The sequence below is a fragment of the Rhodococcus sp. 5G237 genome, from assembly GCF_053764735.1.
This window is the reverse complement of sequence record NZ_JBSNCD010000001.1, coordinates 1-16,906: the sequence shown is the minus strand read 5'-3', so window position 1 is coordinate 16,906 and position 16,906 is coordinate 1. Positions and strand designations below refer to the sequence as shown.

Genomic DNA, 16,906 nt, shown 5'->3' with positions numbered 1-16,906 from the left:
GACACGAGAAGGGCCTGTACCGGTTGAATCCGCCTGTTCCGGTACAGGCCCTTCTCGTGTGGGGAGTGTGTGCGACCACCTGCCGCGGGGATCAGAGGTCCGGTGCCGAGGGATTTCCTCCACGCAGGTAGACCGTGGTCGTATGGGTGAAGAACTCGACGGCTGCGCCACCCTGTTCCTTGGGACCCAGCCCGGACTTCTTCGCTCCACCGAACGGAACGTGCGGGTCGGCACCGGCCGACTCGGAGTTGACGTGCAGGATGCCGACGTCGATCTCGTCCATCGCCTCCAGGACGCGAGTCACGTCCTGAGTGAAAATCGATGCGCTGAGCCCGAATTCGCTGTCATTTGCGAGCGCGAACGCCTCCGAACGACCTGCGGCACGGCGCACACTCAGAATCGGCCCGAAGAACTCCTCCTGCCACGCGGGATTGGATGCGGCAGCCGTTTCGTCGGCGGGCAACTGCAGGATGGTCGGCGCCACGAACGCGGCCGCATCCACCGACTCGTCGAGACGCACGATTCCGCGGTACACGACTGTCGCGCCTTCTGCGACCGCGTGTTCGATACCTGCTTCGATCTGCTGCGCTGCAGCAGCGGTCACGACAGGGCCCATGTCGACCGCTGGATCGAGAGGGTCGCCCACCGTCCAACTGTCGAGCCGTGCCTGCAGGCGGCCGAGGAAGTCGTCGGCGATCGAGTCGTCGACGATGAGCCGGGAAGTGGCCGTGCACTTCTGACCGGACGAGCGGAACGCTCCGAACAGCACCTGTTCGACGGCCAGGTCCAGATCCGCGTCCGCCAGGACGACGGCGGCATTCTTGCCGCCCATCTCGGCCTGCACCGGAACGCCTCGGGTCGCCGCTACAGCAGCGATGCGCCGACCGACCGAAGTCGAACCGGTGAAGGTGATCGCGTCGATCTCCGGGTGCTCGACGATCGCGTTTCCGAGCGCGCCTTCACCATGGAGGAGGTTGAGCACGCCCTCGGGAAGACCGGCCTCCGTCAGCGCTTCGGCCAGACGAACCGCGAGCAACGGAACCGTGCTGGCCGGCTTCCACACCACGGTGTTCCCGTACACGAGCGCGGGCGCGATCTTCCACGCCGGAATCGCGATGGGGAAGTTGAAGGGCGTGATGACACCGACCACCCCGACAGGCCTGCGCGTGACGAGAATCCGCTCTCCCCGGCGAGGGGATGCGAAGACCTCACCGGCGGACCGATCGCCCTCGTTCGCGAAGTACCGCAGGATCTGCGCGGCGCGGCGCACTTCGCCGATACCCTCGGCGAGGGTCTTACCCTCTTCCCGGGTGAGCTCGGCACCGAGTTGCTCGGATGCTGCGTCGAGCGAATTCGCGGCACGCGAAAGGACGGCACCTCGTTCGTGGACGGGTGTACGTGCCCAGTCGCGGGCTGCACGGCGGGCCGCTGTGAAGGCTCGATCGACGTCCTCGACGGTCGCCCGTAGTCCTCGGGCGACCACGTCGTCCGGATGCGCAGGATTCGTCGATTCGAATTCCTCGGCCGGCCCCTCCTCCCAGCGGCCCGCGACGAGGTGACGCAACGTGACAGGCGCCGCTGCGCTCAGTGCGGTCATGTATTTCACTCCTGACGGATTTCGTGCTGAAGGATGTCCTCCGACTACGGCAGGCGCGGTGGCGCCGTGCGGTAGGTCGCGGGGGTGGCGCTGAGCCGGATCGGGTTGGCGATCTGACGAAGCGGAGCGTCCCGGTCGGGATCGTCGATCGACACCACCGGCGACAGACCGAGTCGTTCGGCGAGCGCGACCGCGTCGGCGATGTCGTTGAGCGGACCGCACGGCACCCGGGCTGCGGTCAGAGCGTCGAACCACGCGTCGGCGGTGTCCGTCGACAGCAACTCGTCGATGATCTTCGTCAGCTCCTCCCGGTTCGCGACGCGGGCGGTGTTCGTGGTGAACCGGTCATCGGTGGCGAGTTCGGGTGCGCCGAGAACCTCGACCAGCGAGGCGAATTGACGATCGTTGCCCACGGCGAGGACGAACGGCCGGTCGGCGGTGTGAAACACCTCGTAGGGCGCGATGCTCGGATGACGGTTGCCCATCGCCTTCGGCACCACTCCCGCCGCGACGTAGCCGGACGACTGGTTCGCCAGCGCCGACAACAGGGACGACAGCAGGTTCACCTCGACGCGCTGGCCCTCGCCGGTGCGGTCGCGGTGCCGCAGCGCGGCGAGGATGCCGAGCGCAGCGTGCATTCCGGTGATGATGTCGACCACGGCGACACCGACCTTGGTGGGTGTCGCCGGGTCGGGCCCGGTGATGCTCATCAGACCGCCGACGGCCTGGATGAGCAGGTCGTAGCCGGGCAGGTTGTTGTGTCCGCCGAAACCGGTGATCGAGGTGTAGACGATGCCGGGGTTGAGTTCCCGGATCTGCTCGTATCCGAGCCCGAGCCGAGTCATCGTGCCGGGCAGGAAGTTCTCGACGACGACATCGGCGCGGGCGACGAGATCGCGTGCCTGTTCGAGTCCTTCGTCGGTGGTCAGGTCGATGGCCACCGACTTCTTGTTGCGATTGACGCCGAGGAAGTAGGTCGACTCGTCGCCGACCCAGGGCGGTCCCCAGTGCCGGGTGTCGTCCCCGAAGCCGGGACGTTCGATCTTGACGACCTCCGCCCCGAGGTCGGCGAGCAGCATGGTGGCGTAGGGGCCGGCGAGCACGCGACCGAAATCGGCGATCACCAGCCCCTCGAGCGCGCCGGGAAGGGTGGTCACCGGAAGGCCGCCTCACCGGTCAGCGCCTTGCCGATGGTCAGCTGATGGACCTCGGAGGTGCCCTCGTAGGTCAGCACCGATTCGAGGTTGTTGGCGTGACGGATGACAGGGTACTCGAGCGTGATTCCGTTGGCGCCGAGGATGGTCCGGCACTCGCGGGCGATCGCGATGGCCTCGCGCACGTTGTTGAGCTTGCCGAGGCTGACCTGCTCCGGGGCGATCTCGCCGCGGTCCTTGATGCGACCGAGGTGGTAGGCGAGCAGGTGGCCCTTGCCGACCTCGAGCGCCATGTCGGCGATCTTGGCCTGGGTGAGCTGGTAGCCGGCGAGCGGCTTGTCGAACACCTCGCGGGACTGCGAGTACTCGATGGCGGTCTCGAGGCAGTCGCGGGCGGCGCCGATGGCACCGAAGACGATGCCGAAGCGGGCCTCACCGAGGGAGGTCAGCGGTCCGCGCAGACCCTTGGCCTTCGGCATCATCGCCGAGGAGGGCAGACGCACGCCGTCGAGGACGAGCTCCGAGGTGACCGAGGCGCGCAGCGACAGCTTGGAGTGGATCTCCGGTGCGGAGAAACCGTGGGTGTCGGTGGGGACGACGAAGCCGCGGATGCCCTTGGCGCCTTCTTCGAGGTCGGTCTGCGCCCAGACGACGGCGACGTCGGCGATCGAGCCGTTGGTGATCCACATCTTGGTGCCGTTGAGGATCCAGTCGTCGCCGTCGCGCTTGGCGTTGGTGCGCATTCCGGCGGGGTTGGAGCCGAAGTCGGGCTCGGTCAGGCCGAAGCAGCCGATCGCCTCGCCGGCGGCCATGCGGGGGAGCCATTCCTGCTTCTGCTCCTCGCTGCCCCAGTGGTGGATGGAGAACATCGCCAGCGAGCCCTGCACGGACACGAGGCTGCGGATGCCGGAGTCGACGGCCTCGAGTTCGAGGCAGGCCAGGCCGTAGGCGGTGGCGCTCATGCCGGCGCAGCCGTAGCCGTCGAGGTGCATGCCGAGCACCCCCAGCTGTCCGAGTTCCTTGGCGAGTTCGCGTGCCGGGAGCTTCGCTTCCTCGAACCACTGGGCCACGTGCGGGCGGATGCGCTCGTTGCCGAACTTGCGGACGGTGTCGCGGATGTCGATCTCCTCCTGCTCGAGCAGGGAGTCGAGGGCGAACAGCTGGGTGAGCGACTGAGCGTTGGACATGGCCTTCTCCGGTGGTCGAGGAAACGTTTGTCAGAACGATTGCGAGAACGTTTGCACGATCGATTGCATGGCCTACGCTAAAGGCATGCTCCGGGCGCGTCAACCCGGAACATGAACTCGATGCCGCACAAGCAGGAGAGCCGCATGCCCCGTCCCGACCGCGCCCCGACGCTCAAGGAGATCGCCGAGCGCGCCGGTGTCCACGTCTCGACGGCATCCCGGGTGCTGCGCCAGCCCGAACCGGTCGACGGTTGGTCGGACTCGGCCCTGCGGGTTCGGGAGGTCGCAGCCGAACTGGGATATCGCCCCAATCTGTGGGCGGCGAGCCTGCGGACCCGCAAGACCACGACCCTCGGTGTCGTCATGCCGCGACTCACCGACGGCGTGGTCGCCACGACCTACCAGGGCATCGAGGAAGCCGCCACGAAAGCGGGCTACTCGGTACTGCTGTCGAGCCCACCCGACGATCTCGAGGCGCAACGTCGCGCCATCGCGCTGCTCGTGGGGCGACAGGTCGACGGTCTGCTGCTGAGCAGCATGCACCTGCCGGGCCGCCCGTTCGTCGAGTCGCTGGCGCTCGGATCGCTGCCCATCCTCGCGGTCACCCGGCACGCCGATGCCGGGTTGCCGTTCGTAGTGGGCGACGACTACCGAGGAGGAGTGCTGGCCGCCCGGCACCTGCTCGACCGCGGCTACGACGATCTGGCGATCATCGCCGGCCCCGACCACGCCAGCACCGCCCGCGACCGGCGCGACGGCTTCGTCGACACCCTGAAGCAAGCGTCGGTGGCTCTGCCGCCCGAGCGGATCGTGCGGTCGAGCTTCGACGTCGCCGGGGGTGTGGAGGCCGCGCGTGCGCTGCTGGATCGCCCCGACCGGCCCCGCGCGATCTTCGCGGTCAGCGACACCATTGCCATCGGCATCCTCGGTGTTGCCCGCGACCTGGGTCTGTCCATCCCCGGCGATCTCGCCGTCGTCGGTTACAACGACATCCCTGTCGTCGCGCAGCTGCCGGTTCCGCTCACCACCGTGCGATCGCCCGCGCACGATATCGGGGTGACGGCCATCGAGCGTCTGCTCGAACTCGTGCGCACCGGGGAGACGGAATCGACGAAGCTGCCCGTCGAACTCGTCGCGCGCGGATCGAGCTGAGCGACCTCACCCGTTGCCGTTGCCGCGGCCGCTGTTGCCATTGTTGCCGTTGCCGCGACCGTTGTTCCCATTTCCATCACCGCCGTTGCCGTTGCCATTCCCGTTGTTGTTGCCGGGTCCGCTGTTCCCACGGGACTCGGATTCGGACCTCGTGGGCCCGGCATCCGCCGGCGGTGCGACAGGAACGGTCTCCGGAGCGGGTACGACGGGCGGAACCACGGGGGTTTCGTCCGCTGTGCGAGCCGGGACGACCGTGGATTCGGGAGTCACAGGGAGCTCGGTGGTGGCCGGTACCCGTTCGGGCGTCGATGCGGACGTGCCCGGCGTCCGGGTCTCCGGTGTGGCCGCCGGCGGGGAGTCGCCCCGCCCGAATCCGAGCGCGAGACCGCCCACGGCGAGCGCTCCGACCAGCGTCAGACCCGCCGCGACGAGAACTCCACGGGAACGGTCCGTGCCTACGGTAGTCGTCGGGTCGACAGCCATACCTGCCGGCAGTCGGGTCGTCGCAGTGCGGTATCCGTCGGAGTTCTGCAATGCCGAGAGCATCTCGTGCGCACTGCGGAACCGGTCGGAAGGCTCTCGTGCCATGGCCCGCTCGATCACTGCGACGAGCCCAGGATGGGCGTCCGGTCGGAGTTCGGTGAGCGGCTGCGGCCGGTCGTGCGTGATGGCCCGTGCCAGCGCGAGGATGTTGTCCTCGGCGAACGGCCTCCGCCCCCACAGGGACTCGTAGCCGACGATCCCGACCGCGTACAGATCGTCCGTCACGGACGCGGGGTGTCCGGTGATGCGGTCCGGGCTCAGATAGGCAACGGTCCCCACGAGTTCACCGGTGCGGGTGAGGTCGTCGCCGACGCTCTTCGCGATACCGAAGTCGGCGACCTTGATCTCGCCGTTCTCCGCGACAAGCACGTTCGCCGGTTTGATGTCCCGGTGGAGTATCCCCGCACCGTGCGCGGCGACGAGTGCCTCGAGAATTCCGGCGAGCACCGTGCGCACCCGATCGTCGGGTAGGGGTCCGCGGGCGATGTCGTCGGCGAGGGTCCGCCCGGGAAGCCGTTCCATAACGATGTAGGGACGTCCGTCGTGTTCACCCGTGTCGTACACGGCGACGATGCGAGGGTGGTTCAGGGCCGCGGCGGCCCGGGCCTCGACTTCGAAACGACGTCGTACGTCCGGTCTGCTGCCCACCTCCCGTCCGAGCAGTTTGACGGCGACGGGCCGGTGGAGGCGGGTGTCCCAACCGTCGTGGATCTCGCCGCTGCCGCCCACGCCGAGCAGACCGCTCAGCTCGTAGCGGCCGTCGAGAACTTTGTGGACGGTCACAGGTCGACGGTAGCCGTTCGAAGGGGGGAGTAAACAAAATGCGCTGGTGGGAGGACGGGCATCCGGGCTTCATCCGTTATCTTCACCCGATGCTCGTAACGCGTTTGTAATTCGTGCCGATCTCATGCCCGGGAGAACCACGCTGCCGGAGGGTCTGGATGAAGACGATTGTGCGAGCCGGGATCGTCGCCGGCATGGCAGCTGCATCGATGGTGTGGCCGGTGTCCGCGATGAGCGACCCGGGTAGCGAGCAGGGCATCCGCTACGTCGCGCTCGGCGACTCGCGTGCCGCCGGGCCTTACCTCGACGCAGCGGCGATGCTCAGCGGATGCGCCCGCGCGGACGCGGGATATCCGAACCTCGTCGCGGGTTCGCTGCAGACCGTCAGCTTCGTCAACGTCGCGTGTTCGGGTGCGCGCACCGAGCACATCACGTCCGTCCCGCAGCAGACGTCGACCGGATCGGTCCCGCCGCAGATCGATTCGCTCACTCCGGACACGAATCTCGTCACGCTGAGCATCGGCGGCAACGATGTCGGCTGGGCGGGGCTCGTCTCGGCCTGCTACACCGAGCTTCCGGGCGGCGACGCGCATTGCCGCACCGATCCGGGCACCACGTCGCGCATGGACGCCGCCCTGAGCGCGCTCGGACCGAAGGTCACCGCGACACTCACAGCCGTCCAGCAACGCGCACCGCGCGCACGGGTCCTGCTGGTCGGGCACGGTGGCGTCTTCGGCAACCGGGGTTGCTGGCCCAACATCCCCACCAGCGATGCCGACGCCTCCTTCGTGACGAACTTCTTCGTGCGGATGAACCGAGTACTCGCCCGGTCCGCCGGCGAGGCCGGTGCCGAGTTCGTCGACGTCATGGCCGGCTCGGAAGGACACGACGCGTGTGCAGCCTCCGAGCAGCGCTTCTACGAGGGACGGCAGTCGCTGTCGCTGGCGAAGGCGCTGCATCCCACCGCTGCGGGGATGCGGCACATGGCGCAGCGGGTGACGAACGTCTGGTACCAGCGGGGCTAGAAACCGACGACCAGCGGCGTTTCGTTCGCGACACTCGCCGGACACGACGGCGAAAAAGTGGAATGCTGCACTCCACTGCGTGCTCACATCCGTCGAACCGGTTCTGCGCGGGAGGCCCCGATGACGATCTACCGACAACAGCTCGGCGGAACCGGTTACGAGTTCGACGGCCTCGTCGACCTGCTCGGCAAAGCATCCCCGCGCCGCTCGGGCGATGAACTCGCGGGCTGCGCGGCCACCTCGGATGCCGAACGCGCCGCGGCACAGCTCGCCCTCGCCGACCTCCCGCTCCCCGCCTTCCTCACCGAGGCGGTCGTCCCGTACGAGACCGACGAGGTCACCAGGCTGATCGTCGACACCCACGACGCGACGGCCTTCGCGCCGGTCTCGCACATGACCGTCGGGGAACTGCGCGACCACCTCCTGGAGGTCGCGGCCCGACCGGACTCCGCCGACGTGCTCGCAGCACTCGCGCCGGGACTCACCCCGGAGATGGTCGCGGCGACCAGCAAGATCATGCGCAACCAGGACCTCATCGCGGTCTCCCGCGCTGCGACGGTGACCAGCGCGTTCCGCACGACCATCGGGTTGCCCGGCCGGCTCGCGACGCGCCTGCAGCCGAACCATCCCGTCGACGATCCGCGTGGGGTCGCCGCGTCCGTCCTCGACGGCCTGCTGATGGGATGCGGCGACGCGGTGGTCGGCATCAACCCGGCGAGCGACTCGCCGCACGCCGTGTCCGACCTGCTGCACCTGCTCGACGAGATCCGACAACGATTCGAGATCCCCACGCAATCGTGCGTGCTCACCCACGTCACCACCACCATCGATCTGATCGAGAAGGACGCACCCGTCGACCTGGTGTTCCAGTCCGTCGCCGGCACCGAGGGTGCCAACCGCAGCTTCGGGGTGGACCTCGCAGTACTGCGGGAGGGCAACGAGGCCGGCAGGTCGCTGCGACGGGGGACCGTCGGCAGCAACGTCATGTACTTCGAGACCGGGCAGGGTTCGGCGTTGTCGTCGGGAACCCATGTCGGCACCGGAGGCAGACCGGTGGATCAGCAGACGCTCGAAGCGCGCGCGTATGCCGTTGCGCGCGAGTTCGATCCGCTGCTCGTCAATACGGTCGTGGGGTTCATCGGACCGGAATACCTGTACGACGGCAAGCAGATCATCCGTGCGGGTCTCGAAGACCAGTTCTGCGGCAAACTCCTCGGTCTGCCGATGGGTGTGGACGTCTGCTACACCAACCATGCCGAGGCCGACCAGGACGACATGGACACCCTGCTGACCCTGTTGGCCGTTGCCGGAACAGCTTTCGTCATCACCGTGCCCGGCGCCGACGACGTGATGCTCGGCTACCAGTCGCTGTCGTTCCACGACGCGCTGTACGTGCGGGAGGCTGCCGATCTGCGGCCGGCACCGGAATTCGAGGACTGGCTACGCAGGCAGGGCATGGCGGACGACGTCGGTCGCATCCTGCCGGTGGACGTCGGCACGTCCCCGCTGCGCGCGCTCGGAGGTGCCCTGTGAGCGACCTGTGGGACGAACTGCGTCGGCACACCCAGGCCCGGATCGGACTGGGCCGCACCGGGAACAGCATCCCGACACGTCGTCATCTGGAATTCGTGACGGCCCATGCCGAGGCGCGCGACGCCGTGCACGTCCCGCTCGATGTGCCCGCGATGGTGCGGCGGACGAAAGAACTCGGCCTCGGCGACCCGTTGGTCGTGGAAAGCGCAGCGGAAGATCGCAGTACGTATCTGCGCCGTCCCGACCTCGGCCGACAGCTCGCCGAGGGAACCGCGCTGCCGCGAACGGACGCCGATCTCGGCATCGCGCTGTGCGACGGATTGTCGTCCACCGCTCTCGACGCCCACGGACCCGATCTTCTCGCGGCCATCGTCGCTGCCCTGCCCGGGCTGACCGTGGCGCCGCCGGTCATCGCGACGCAGGCCCGCGTCGCGCTGGGAGACCATATCGGTGAACAACTCGGCGTCACGACGATGCTCGTGATCATCGGCGAACGCCCCGGCCTCTCGGTGGCCGACAGCGTCGGCGTGTACCTGACGCACCACCCGAGGCCGGGACGCAGTGACGCCGAACGCAACTGCGTGTCGAACATCCACCCGCCCGGCGGGATGACCTACGACCACGCGGCGCGCGTCGTAGCGGCCCTCGTGAACGGGGCGCGGCAGTTGGGTGCGTCGGGGGTCGCGTTGAAGGACACCTCTCGGGATCCCGCACTCACCGACCCCGACAGCGGAGCGGGAATCGGTCATCGGAGCGCGCAATAACGCGCACCTGTGACCGCTTCGCGCTCCGCTGTTTCGGTCGAGGGCGGTTACCGGAGGAAGTGCGCGTAGTCCCCGCGCCGCTCCGCCTTCAGCGTCGTGTTGAGCACCAGCCGGGTCTGGAGGCGGATGTAGTCGTCGAGGGTGTAGATGGATCCGAAGTGCCAGTGCTTGAGCGCCCACCCGTGGGCGAGGAGCAGGATGTCGAACACCATCAGGTCGACGTCGATAGGCTCCATGATCCCGGCGGCGATGCCGTCGTCGAGGGCGGAGCGCAGCGGCGCCGACGTCTCGACCTCCAGTTCCTTGATCCGGGCGCGACCTGCAGCGTCGAGCGTGCGGCTCTCCCGGTAGGTGAGGACGGTGGCATCGAGGTTCTCGTCGACGATCTCGATGTAGCGGCGGATGCCGGCGGCGAGCCGTTCGACCGGGTCGTCGCCGGCGGCCTCCATCGCAGGTTCGATCTGGTCGCGGAAGGTGTCGAGGATCGAGACGATGGTGGCGAGGAGGATTTCCTCCTTGCCGCCGAAGTACTTGTAGATCAGTCCGACGCTGACACCGGCCTCGTCGGCCAGCGCCTGCATCGACATCTGGTGGAAACCGGTGCGCTGCATGACCTGCACGGCGGCGTCGAGGACCTGCTTGCGGCGGGAACTGGTACGAACTGCCCGCACGGCCTCTTCCACGGGAAGTGCATCGTGGTCGGTGGTCATAGGGGCTCCTCGTCGCTTTTCGGTCCGATTCACAGTACCGAGTGCTCAGCGGTGTGAATCGTGCAGCTGGGACGGTCGTCAGATCCCGAGATCCTTCGCGACGATCGTCTTCATGATCTCGGTGGTTCCGCCGTAGATCGTCTGGATGCGGGCGTCGACGAAAGCGCGTGCGACGCCGTATTCGCGCATGTAGCCGTAGCCGCCGTGCAGTTGCAGGCACCGGTCGGCGACACGCACCTGCAGTTCGGTGGCCCACCACTTCAGACGGGCGGCGCGGGCGGCGGTGAGCTGCCCGGCGACGTGCTCGGCGATGCAGTCGTCGAGGTAGGTGCGGGCGATGTCGAGCTCGGTGGCCAGCTCGGCGAGCACGAACTGGGTGTTCTGGAAGCTCGACACCGGCTTCCCGAACGCCTTCCGCTCGCGGACGTAGTCGAGGGTCTGCGCGAGGACGCCCTCGGCGGCGGCGACCGCACCGATGGACAGCGACAACCGTTCCTGCGGGAGGTTGTGCACCAGTTGGTAGAAGCCGCGGCCTTCGTCGCCGAGACGGTTCGCGACCGGCACCCGCATGTCGGTGAACGTCAGCTCGCTGGTGTCCTGGGCGTGCAGACCGATCTTCTCGAGATTGCGTCCGCGGGAGAAGCCGGGGGTGTCGGCCTCGACGACCAGCAGCGTCAATCCCTTGTGCGGGTCGTCGGAGGTGCGGGTCGCGACGACGAACAGGTCGCCGTTCTGACCGTTGGAGATGAACGTCTTGGCTCCGTTGACGACGTAGTGATCGCCGTCGCGCACCGCGGAGGTGCGGATACCGGTGAGGTCGCTGCCGGTGCCGGGTTCGGTCATGGCGATGCCCAGCACGGTCTCGCCACTGACGACGCCGGGCAGCCACCGTGCCTTCTGTTCGTCGGTGGTCAACTCGGTCAGGTAGGGCAGCACCACGTCGTTCTGCAGGGAGAACGCGATACCGGCCGCGGCGTTGCCCGCTCGGTTGACCTCCTCGATGAGGATGGCGTTGTAGCGGAAGTCGTCGACGCCGGGACCGCCGTACTTCTCGTCGACGGAGAAGGCGAGCAGTCCGAGCTTACCGGCTTCGGTGAACAACGACCGGTCGAGGCAGCTGGCGTGCTCCCAGTCCTCGTGCACGGGTGTGATCTTGTCGCGGACGAAGTCGCGAGCGACCTCCCGGAACTGCTGGTGCTCGGTCTCGTATTCGAGGCGTGCGTTCATCGTGTGATCCTCGAGTCGGTGGGTGCGGTGAACAACCCTGCGGCGAATTCGTCGGCTGCTGTTCGGGTTGCCTTGTAGTGCAGTTTCTTTCCGGTGGCCGAGACCGGCAGTGACTCGACGAAGCGATATGCCCGCGGTCGCTTGAAGGTCGACAGCAGCGGGTGATCGCGACAATGCGCGTCGAGGACGTCCGCCGTGACGTCCGGGCTGCCGGCGACGATGTACGCGACGACGATGCGTCCCCACCGGTCGTCGGGTACGCCGACGACGAGGCAGTCGGACACACCCGGATGCGAGTTGAGCGCTTCCTCGACCTGCACCGGATGGACGTTCTCACCACCGCAGACGAGCATGTCGTCCTTGCGTCCGACGATCGTGACGAACTCCCCGGCGTCCCACGTGGCGAGGTCGCCGATGTGCAGCCACCCGTTGTTGAATTTGGCCTTCTCCTGGTCGGGGGAGTCGAAGTAGGCGTTCGAACCCTTGGGGGAGCGGACGATCACTTCTCCGACCTCTTCGTCGTCCTTGGCGACGACGTCGTCGTGGTGGGCGAGTCGGTCCTCGTAGATGTGGACCACGCGCACGTCGTCGTCGGTGCAGGCCCGACCCGCGGTGCCGGCATGTTCGGGCAGATCGGTGGGGCGCAGAAAGGTGTTCCAGAACCCTTCGGTGCTGCCGTAGCCGTTGAAGATCCGCGGGTTGAGGACCTGCTGGTATCGCAGTGCCGCTTCGCGTTCGAGTGGCGCACCCATCGTGACGATGCCGCGCAGCGACGACAGGTCGCGCGGACGAGCCTCCTGTGCGGCGGCGAGCATCGCGAGGTTGGTGGGTGCTCCGATGAGGAAGGTGAGGCCGTGCTCGGCGACGAGGTCGAGGACGCGGTCGGCGTCGAAGGTGCGCAGCGGCACCACTTCTCCGCCGATGTAGAAGACCGGATTGGGCCCTCCGGAGTACAGGCCGCCGCGGTGGAACCACGGCGTCATGTTGAGCGTCTTGTCCTCAGGGCTGAGCGGGAAATGCATGATGACGTCGTGCGCGCTGAAGATCTCGATCATGCTGTTGAGCGGCACACCCTTCGGCATACCGGTGGTGCCCGAGGTGTAGAGGCGAGTGGTCTCGTCCCACACCGTCCGGTGCAGCGGCGGGAGCGCGACCCGATCGGCCACCAGGTGCCGGTACCGCACAACGGTGGCGCCGGGAACGGAGACCGGATCGCCGGCGCCCACCGCGACGATCACCTTCGGTGTGTGCGCCGAGCGTTCCAGCGCCTCCGTCACCATCGGAGTGAGCTCGGTGTCGTAGACGAAGACCGTGGGTGCGGACTTGTCGAGGATGAACGATGTTTCGCCGGAGGCGAGCCGGAAGTTGATCGGCGAACCCACCGCGCCGACGGCCTGGGTGGCGAGATACAGCTCGGCGAACTCGACACTGTTGAACAGCTGATAGGCGACGACATCCCCTGCCTGCACACCCGCATCGGCCAGACCCGTGGCGACTCGGTCGACGCGCTCGCCGAGTTCGGCGTAGGTCAGCCGAGTTCCCGTGTCGGGATCGGTGATGGCAACGCGGTTCCCGTACCGTCCCAGGTTGCGCCGGAAGCCGTTGAGATACGTGAAGTCGTTCTCGAAGTACTCCCGGTAGGCCCGGGCGTTGTACGACGCGCTCATGATTCGATCTCCCCTGAGGATGTCGGTCAGCCGGCCATGGTGAGGCCGCCGCTGACGCTGATCACCTGGCCCGTGATGAACGATGCGGACTCGGATGCGAAGAACAGGACGGGTGCGGCGACCTCTTCGGGTCGCGCGAGCCGCCGGAACGGAATGGCCTTGATGAGAGCAGCTTTGAGTTTCTCTTCCTGGGCCTGGAACAGCGGGGTGTCGGTGGGGCCGGGGCACACGCAGTTGACGTTGATGTTGTGCCGGGCCATCTCGCGGGCGAGCGATTTGGTGAGGGCGATGACGCCGCCCTTCGCTCCCGCGTAGATGGATTCGCCGGAGCTGCCGACGCGACCTGCATCGCTGGCGAGGTTGATCACGCGACCGCCGTTTCCGGCGTCGATGATGCCGGGCAGGAAAGCGCTGCAGATGTTCACCGGGCCGAGATAATTGATCGCGACGACCTTCTGGGCGAACTCCGGTGTGGCGTTCAGGAACTGGTCGGTGCGGTCCCAGCCGGCGGCGTTGACGATCACGTTGGGCACGCCCACCTCGGCATGGGTGCGGTCGCGGAGCTCGTCGACCTGGGCGCGGTCGGAGATGTCGACCGGCAGTGCTGTGATCAGCTGGGGGTACTCCTTGGCGGTGGCTTCGGCGGCTGCGAGGTCGAGATCGGCGGCGACGACGCGATCACCCTGCGCGGCGAAACCGAGAGCGATGGCCTTGCCGATTCCGGATCCGGCGCCGGTGACCAGTGCGATGTTGCTCATGGGATGTCCTTACGGGTCTGGGGAACTCGGGTCAGGCCTTGACGTACTTCGCGAAGTCGGCGGGACGCTTCTCCGCGAACGCCTTTGCTCCTTCGAGTCCTTCGTCGGACTTGCCGAACAGGTCGAGTGCCGACATCGCGAGGTTGCTCAGGCCGGCCTGGTGGTCGGTGTCGGCGTTGAAGGACTGCTTGAGGAACTTGATGGCCGTGGGGCTCTTCTCGGCGATCTCGGCGGCGACGGCCTTGGCCTCGTCGAGCAGCTTGTCCTGTGGGACCACCCAGTTGACGAGGCCCCAGCGCTCGGCTGTGGCGGCATCGTACTGGCGGCACAGGTACCAGATCTCTCGTGCACGCTTCTCGCCGACGACACGGGCGAGGAAGGCCGAACCGAAACCGGCGTCGAACGAGCCCACCTTGGGTCCGGCCTGGCCGAATCGGGCGTTCTCCGACGCGATCGTGAGGTCGCACAGCACGTGCAGGACGTGCCCGCCGCCGACGGCGACACCGTTGACGGCGGCGATGACCGGCTTGGGGATGTCGCGGATGAGTTTGTGGAGGTAGCCGATCTCGAACATGCCGCTCTCGGTGGGGCCGTAGTCGCCGGTCTCGGCGCGCTGCTTGACGTCGCCGCCGGTGCAGAAGGCCTTCTCGCCGGCGCCGGTGAGGATGATCGCCGAGACGCGGCTGTCGGCCCAGGCCGAACGGAACGCCTTGATCAGTTCTTCGACGGTCTTGCCTCGGAAGGCGTTGTAGCGCTCGGGTCGGTTGATCGTGATGATCCCGGCTGCGCCATCGATCTCGTAGGTGATGTCTTCGAAGTCGGTCATGGAGTCCCCTTCGTCGCTGCAGGTAGGAGGCGTATCGAATAGCCGTTTTCTGTGAATGAATGACTATTCATTTCTCATGAAGCTACATTCACGAAGGGGGTGTGTCAACCGTCACATGAGCCGTTCGGTCGTCTCCGCAGCGCATGAGGGGTAACGCGAACTCCGAACCGGTCGATGTTCGTCATGAGTTCGACGACTGTGGCGCGCGGTCGACGTGTCGGCAGGGAGTAATCGTGAAACGACATCCGATCGTGTGGATCGCAGCAGGCGTCCTGTTTGCAGCGGGATGTACTGCTGGTGGACGAGATGACGCCGACCAATCGGTTCCGAGTTCGACCCCTGCCTCGGTAGCGACGGCCTCTTCGGCATCGGAGGATTCGGAGCCGCCTGCCGCACCGACGGAGTTGCCGGCTCGACCCGTGATCGAGGAACCGTACGTCGTGGAATGTCTGGAAGGCACGCCGGGGCCTGCCCTGTACAGCGATGGGACGCGCGCCTTCTCGCAGTGGTGCTTCGATCAACTCGGAGGAGACGAATACCTTCGGGCGGAACGCGAAGCCAACACATTCGAATGTGACGGTACGATATGCCGAAATCCGTACACCGGCGTGACTTTTCCCGATCGGAGCGCCGCTCCTTCAGGTCCTACGGGTACTACGTCCGACCGCGGATACTCATGCAATTCCACCGGATGCCACTGGCCGGACGGGACCCCCGTAATCAACGCCGACCGCTGCGGGCTGCGGTGTGGTGAACCGCCGACATCCGGTGATATCCAGACCCAGCACGGTTGCGAGGAAGGCTATATCGCCGATCCTGATCTGTGCGCCGCGTACGGCTATTGAGCTGCACGCGCACGCTCGATCGGTGATCCGAGGACGAGGGGTCACTCGAGGCTCACTCGTAGAGCGAGTTTCCGCCCCGCCAGTCATGGTCGTCGTCGGTAGGGCTGCCGAGAAACTCTTCGGGGTGCTGGCGGAAGGACGAGGTTCCCCATTCGGCGGCTGTCCGATGCGAAAACCGGATGTCATCGATGTCCGAGGGACTTCCGTACGGGATTGCGCGGGTTTGGCGCGAACTCGACCTACGGCCGGGCGTCCCTTTCTTCGAGCGCGACTTCCGTCGGTGCGATGTCGCGTCGGTGGTCGGAGCTTTCCTGCCGATTCGGGTCAGTCGTAACGGCCCCGATGCAGCCTCTTTCTTCGAGAGCTGGGTGTCGATATACCGCCCGAGGTCATGCGCCAGCTTGGTGCTGCATTTCGGGCACGGACGCAGATGACTGCGGTACGCATCCGCGGCCAGGCACCAGTGGGTGACGTTGCGCCCGTCCTTGCATTGTCTCGACGCATGGAAGACTCCGCTTCCACGCTCGACGAAGACATGTTGGCGCGCCATCGAGACCGCGCTGCGTAGTTCCGCCTCGTTCAATCGACGTTGCGGGGATGCAGGCGGGAGTTGCTTGTGAGTGGCGGACAACCGCGTACCGGATGTTGGTGCGGCAGGCTTCGCATCGTTGCGCGGCTTTACGGCGGACACCGCTGGTGTAGAAGCGGGTGGATTCGTAATGGCTTTCTCGGCCTGCGCCTTCTGTACCTTCGGGGTGGGATTCTCCACATCGAGGAGCGCTTGGCTGAGTCGGCTGCGGTATCCGTGTGCGAATTCGTTGAAGCTGTCCCCGAGGTTGTGAAATGCATTGGCCAGCGCGATGCAGGCGGACTTGCTCTGCATGGTCTTCGAATGCGAGGCGAACAGCTCGTGGCCGCCGGGTTGTTGCCCTTCTCCGGAGCCGTTCGTCCGTTCGTAGATACGCAGCTCCCAGCCGGAAGCAACCGGCTTTATGGCGTAGTGGTAACTGAACCGCCCCGGGCTTAGTGCACACTGCGGTTACCTGTGTGCGGCCGACTGGTCGGCACCGAGAGCAGCGTAATACGCAGTCTCGAACTCGAGCGGCGGGACCCGACCCAGACGGTGCATCAGCCG

The 16,906-nt window shown here is 66.8% G+C and carries 14 protein-coding genes; 4 read left to right on the top strand and 10 right to left on the bottom strand.

The window, feature by feature from the left end; translation table 11 throughout:
* Positions 1-91: 91 nt before the first annotated feature.
* Genes ACWPOC_RS00070 through ACWPOC_RS00060 form a run of 3 tightly spaced genes read right to left on the bottom strand, consistent with a single transcriptional unit; the run spans position 92 to position 3,938 of the window.
* Positions 92-1,597, bottom strand: a complete 1,506-nt coding sequence (locus ACWPOC_RS00070; protein ID WP_455407806.1) for an aldehyde dehydrogenase family protein — start codon at positions 1,595-1,597, stop codon at positions 92-94.
* 44 nt (positions 1,598-1,641) lie between these two features.
* The gene (locus tag ACWPOC_RS00065; RefSeq protein WP_455407805.1) at positions 1,642-2,754 is read right to left on the bottom strand and encodes a CaiB/BaiF CoA transferase family protein; all 1,113 of its coding nucleotides are present in this window, start codon (positions 2,752-2,754) and stop codon (positions 1,642-1,644) included.
* Entirely contained in the window at positions 2,751-3,938 is a 1,188-nt protein-coding gene (locus ACWPOC_RS00060) for an acyl-CoA dehydrogenase family protein (RefSeq protein ID WP_229582886.1), read from the bottom strand. Before ACWPOC_RS00060 ends, ACWPOC_RS00065 begins: the two co-directional genes overlap by 4 nt.
* A 144-nt stretch (positions 3,939-4,082) precedes the next feature.
* Here ACWPOC_RS00060 and ACWPOC_RS00055 point away from each other — a divergent pair, with 144 nt between their 5' ends.
* Positions 4,083-5,090, top strand: coding sequence for a LacI family DNA-binding transcriptional regulator (locus ACWPOC_RS00055; protein ID WP_420917811.1), 1,008 nt, complete (start codon positions 4,083-4,085; stop codon positions 5,088-5,090).
* A 6-nt stretch (positions 5,091-5,096) separates the two neighbouring features.
* Here the strand turns inward: ACWPOC_RS00055 and ACWPOC_RS00050 are convergent, their stop codons facing one another.
* Positions 5,097-6,416 carry a serine/threonine-protein kinase gene (locus ACWPOC_RS00050; protein ID WP_455407804.1) on the bottom strand — a complete coding sequence of 440 codons (1,320 nt, stop codon included), beginning with the start codon at positions 6,414-6,416 and terminating at the stop codon, positions 5,097-5,099.
* Between the two features lie 158 nt (positions 6,417-6,574).
* Between ACWPOC_RS00050 and ACWPOC_RS00045 the strand changes: the two genes are divergently transcribed.
* The 3 genes from ACWPOC_RS00045 (at position 6,575) to eutC (ending at position 9,738) form a co-directional block, all read left to right on the top strand.
* Positions 6,575-7,441, top strand: a complete 867-nt coding sequence (locus ACWPOC_RS00045) for an SGNH/GDSL hydrolase family protein (protein ID WP_419150166.1) — start codon at positions 6,575-6,577, stop codon at positions 7,439-7,441.
* A 120-nt stretch (positions 7,442-7,561) separates the two neighbouring features.
* On the top strand, positions 7,562-8,974 hold the full coding sequence (locus ACWPOC_RS00040; RefSeq protein ID WP_455407803.1) for an ethanolamine ammonia-lyase subunit EutB: 1,413 nt from the start codon (positions 7,562-7,564) through the stop codon (positions 8,972-8,974).
* On the top strand, positions 8,971-9,738 hold the full coding sequence (gene eutC, locus ACWPOC_RS00035; RefSeq protein ID WP_455407802.1) for an ethanolamine ammonia-lyase subunit EutC: 768 nt from the start codon (positions 8,971-8,973) through the stop codon (positions 9,736-9,738). The genes ACWPOC_RS00040 and eutC overlap by 4 nt, the downstream gene beginning before the upstream one ends.
* A 47-nt stretch (positions 9,739-9,785) precedes the next feature.
* On the opposite strand, the gene ACWPOC_RS00030 is transcribed toward eutC, so the two are convergent.
* The 6 genes from ACWPOC_RS00030 to ACWPOC_RS00005 all read right to left on the bottom strand — a co-directional run bounded on the left by ACWPOC_RS00030 (position 9,786) and on the right by ACWPOC_RS00005 (position 16,654).
* Positions 9,786-10,448 carry a TetR/AcrR family transcriptional regulator gene (locus ACWPOC_RS00030; RefSeq protein ID WP_120280668.1) on the bottom strand — a complete coding sequence of 221 codons (663 nt, stop codon included), beginning with the start codon at positions 10,446-10,448 and terminating at the stop codon, positions 9,786-9,788.
* Between the two features lie 78 nt (positions 10,449-10,526).
* Entirely contained in the window at positions 10,527-11,675 is a 1,149-nt protein-coding gene (locus tag ACWPOC_RS00025; protein ID WP_120280667.1) for an acyl-CoA dehydrogenase family protein, read from the bottom strand.
* Complete coding sequence (locus ACWPOC_RS00020) at positions 11,672-13,342, bottom strand: class I adenylate-forming enzyme family protein (protein ID WP_229579734.1); 1,671 nt, start codon at positions 13,340-13,342, stop codon at positions 11,672-11,674. The genes ACWPOC_RS00025 and ACWPOC_RS00020 overlap by 4 nt, the downstream gene beginning before the upstream one ends.
* Positions 13,343-13,368: 26 nt before the next feature.
* The gene (locus ACWPOC_RS00015; RefSeq protein ID WP_106201075.1) at positions 13,369-14,100 is read right to left on the bottom strand and encodes an SDR family NAD(P)-dependent oxidoreductase; all 732 of its coding nucleotides are present in this window, start codon (positions 14,098-14,100) and stop codon (positions 13,369-13,371) included.
* A gap of 31 nt (positions 14,101-14,131) precedes the next feature.
* Positions 14,132-14,926: an enoyl-CoA hydratase-related protein gene (locus ACWPOC_RS00010; protein WP_016694125.1), complete on the bottom strand. Its 795-nt coding sequence runs from the start codon at positions 14,924-14,926 to the stop codon at positions 14,132-14,134.
* Positions 14,927-15,823: 897 nt separating this feature from the next.
* Positions 15,824-16,654 carry a hypothetical protein gene (locus ACWPOC_RS00005; RefSeq protein ID WP_455407801.1) on the bottom strand — a complete coding sequence of 277 codons (831 nt, stop codon included), beginning with the start codon at positions 16,652-16,654 and terminating at the stop codon, positions 15,824-15,826.
* Between the last annotated feature and the right edge of the window lie 252 nt (positions 16,655-16,906).

Bases quoted from the DNA above. Each gene is read 5' to 3' on its own strand.
- ACWPOC_RS00070 (WP_455407806.1), bottom strand. From the start codon at position 1,597: ATGACCGCACTGAGCGCAGCGGCGCCTGTCACGTTGCGTCACCTCGTC.
- ACWPOC_RS00060 (WP_229582886.1), bottom strand. From the start codon at position 3,938: ATGTCCAACGCTCAGTCGCTCACCCAGCTGTTCGCCCTCGACTCCCTG.
- ACWPOC_RS00055 (WP_420917811.1), top strand. From the start codon at position 4,083: ATGCCCCGTCCCGACCGCGCCCCGACGCTCAAGGAGATCGCCGAGCGC.
- ACWPOC_RS00045 (WP_419150166.1), top strand. From the start codon at position 6,575: ATGAAGACGATTGTGCGAGCCGGGATCGTCGCCGGCATGGCAGCTGCA.
- ACWPOC_RS00040 (WP_455407803.1), top strand. From the start codon at position 7,562: ATGACGATCTACCGACAACAGCTCGGCGGAACCGGTTACGAGTTCGAC.
- ACWPOC_RS00030 (WP_120280668.1), bottom strand. From the start codon at position 10,448: ATGACCACCGACCACGATGCACTTCCCGTGGAAGAGGCCGTGCGGGCA.
- ACWPOC_RS00025 (WP_120280667.1), bottom strand. From the start codon at position 11,675: ATGAACGCACGCCTCGAATACGAGACCGAGCACCAGCAGTTCCGGGAG.
- ACWPOC_RS00020 (WP_229579734.1), bottom strand. From the start codon at position 13,342: ATGAGCGCGTCGTACAACGCCCGGGCCTACCGGGAGTACTTCGAGAAC.
- ACWPOC_RS00015 (WP_106201075.1), bottom strand. From the start codon at position 14,100: ATGAGCAACATCGCACTGGTCACCGGCGCCGGATCCGGAATCGGCAAG.
- ACWPOC_RS00010 (WP_016694125.1), bottom strand. From the start codon at position 14,926: ATGACCGACTTCGAAGACATCACCTACGAGATCGATGGCGCAGCCGGG.
- ACWPOC_RS00005 (WP_455407801.1), bottom strand. From the start codon at position 16,654: ATGCAGAGCAAGTCCGCCTGCATCGCGCTGGCCAATGCATTTCACAAC.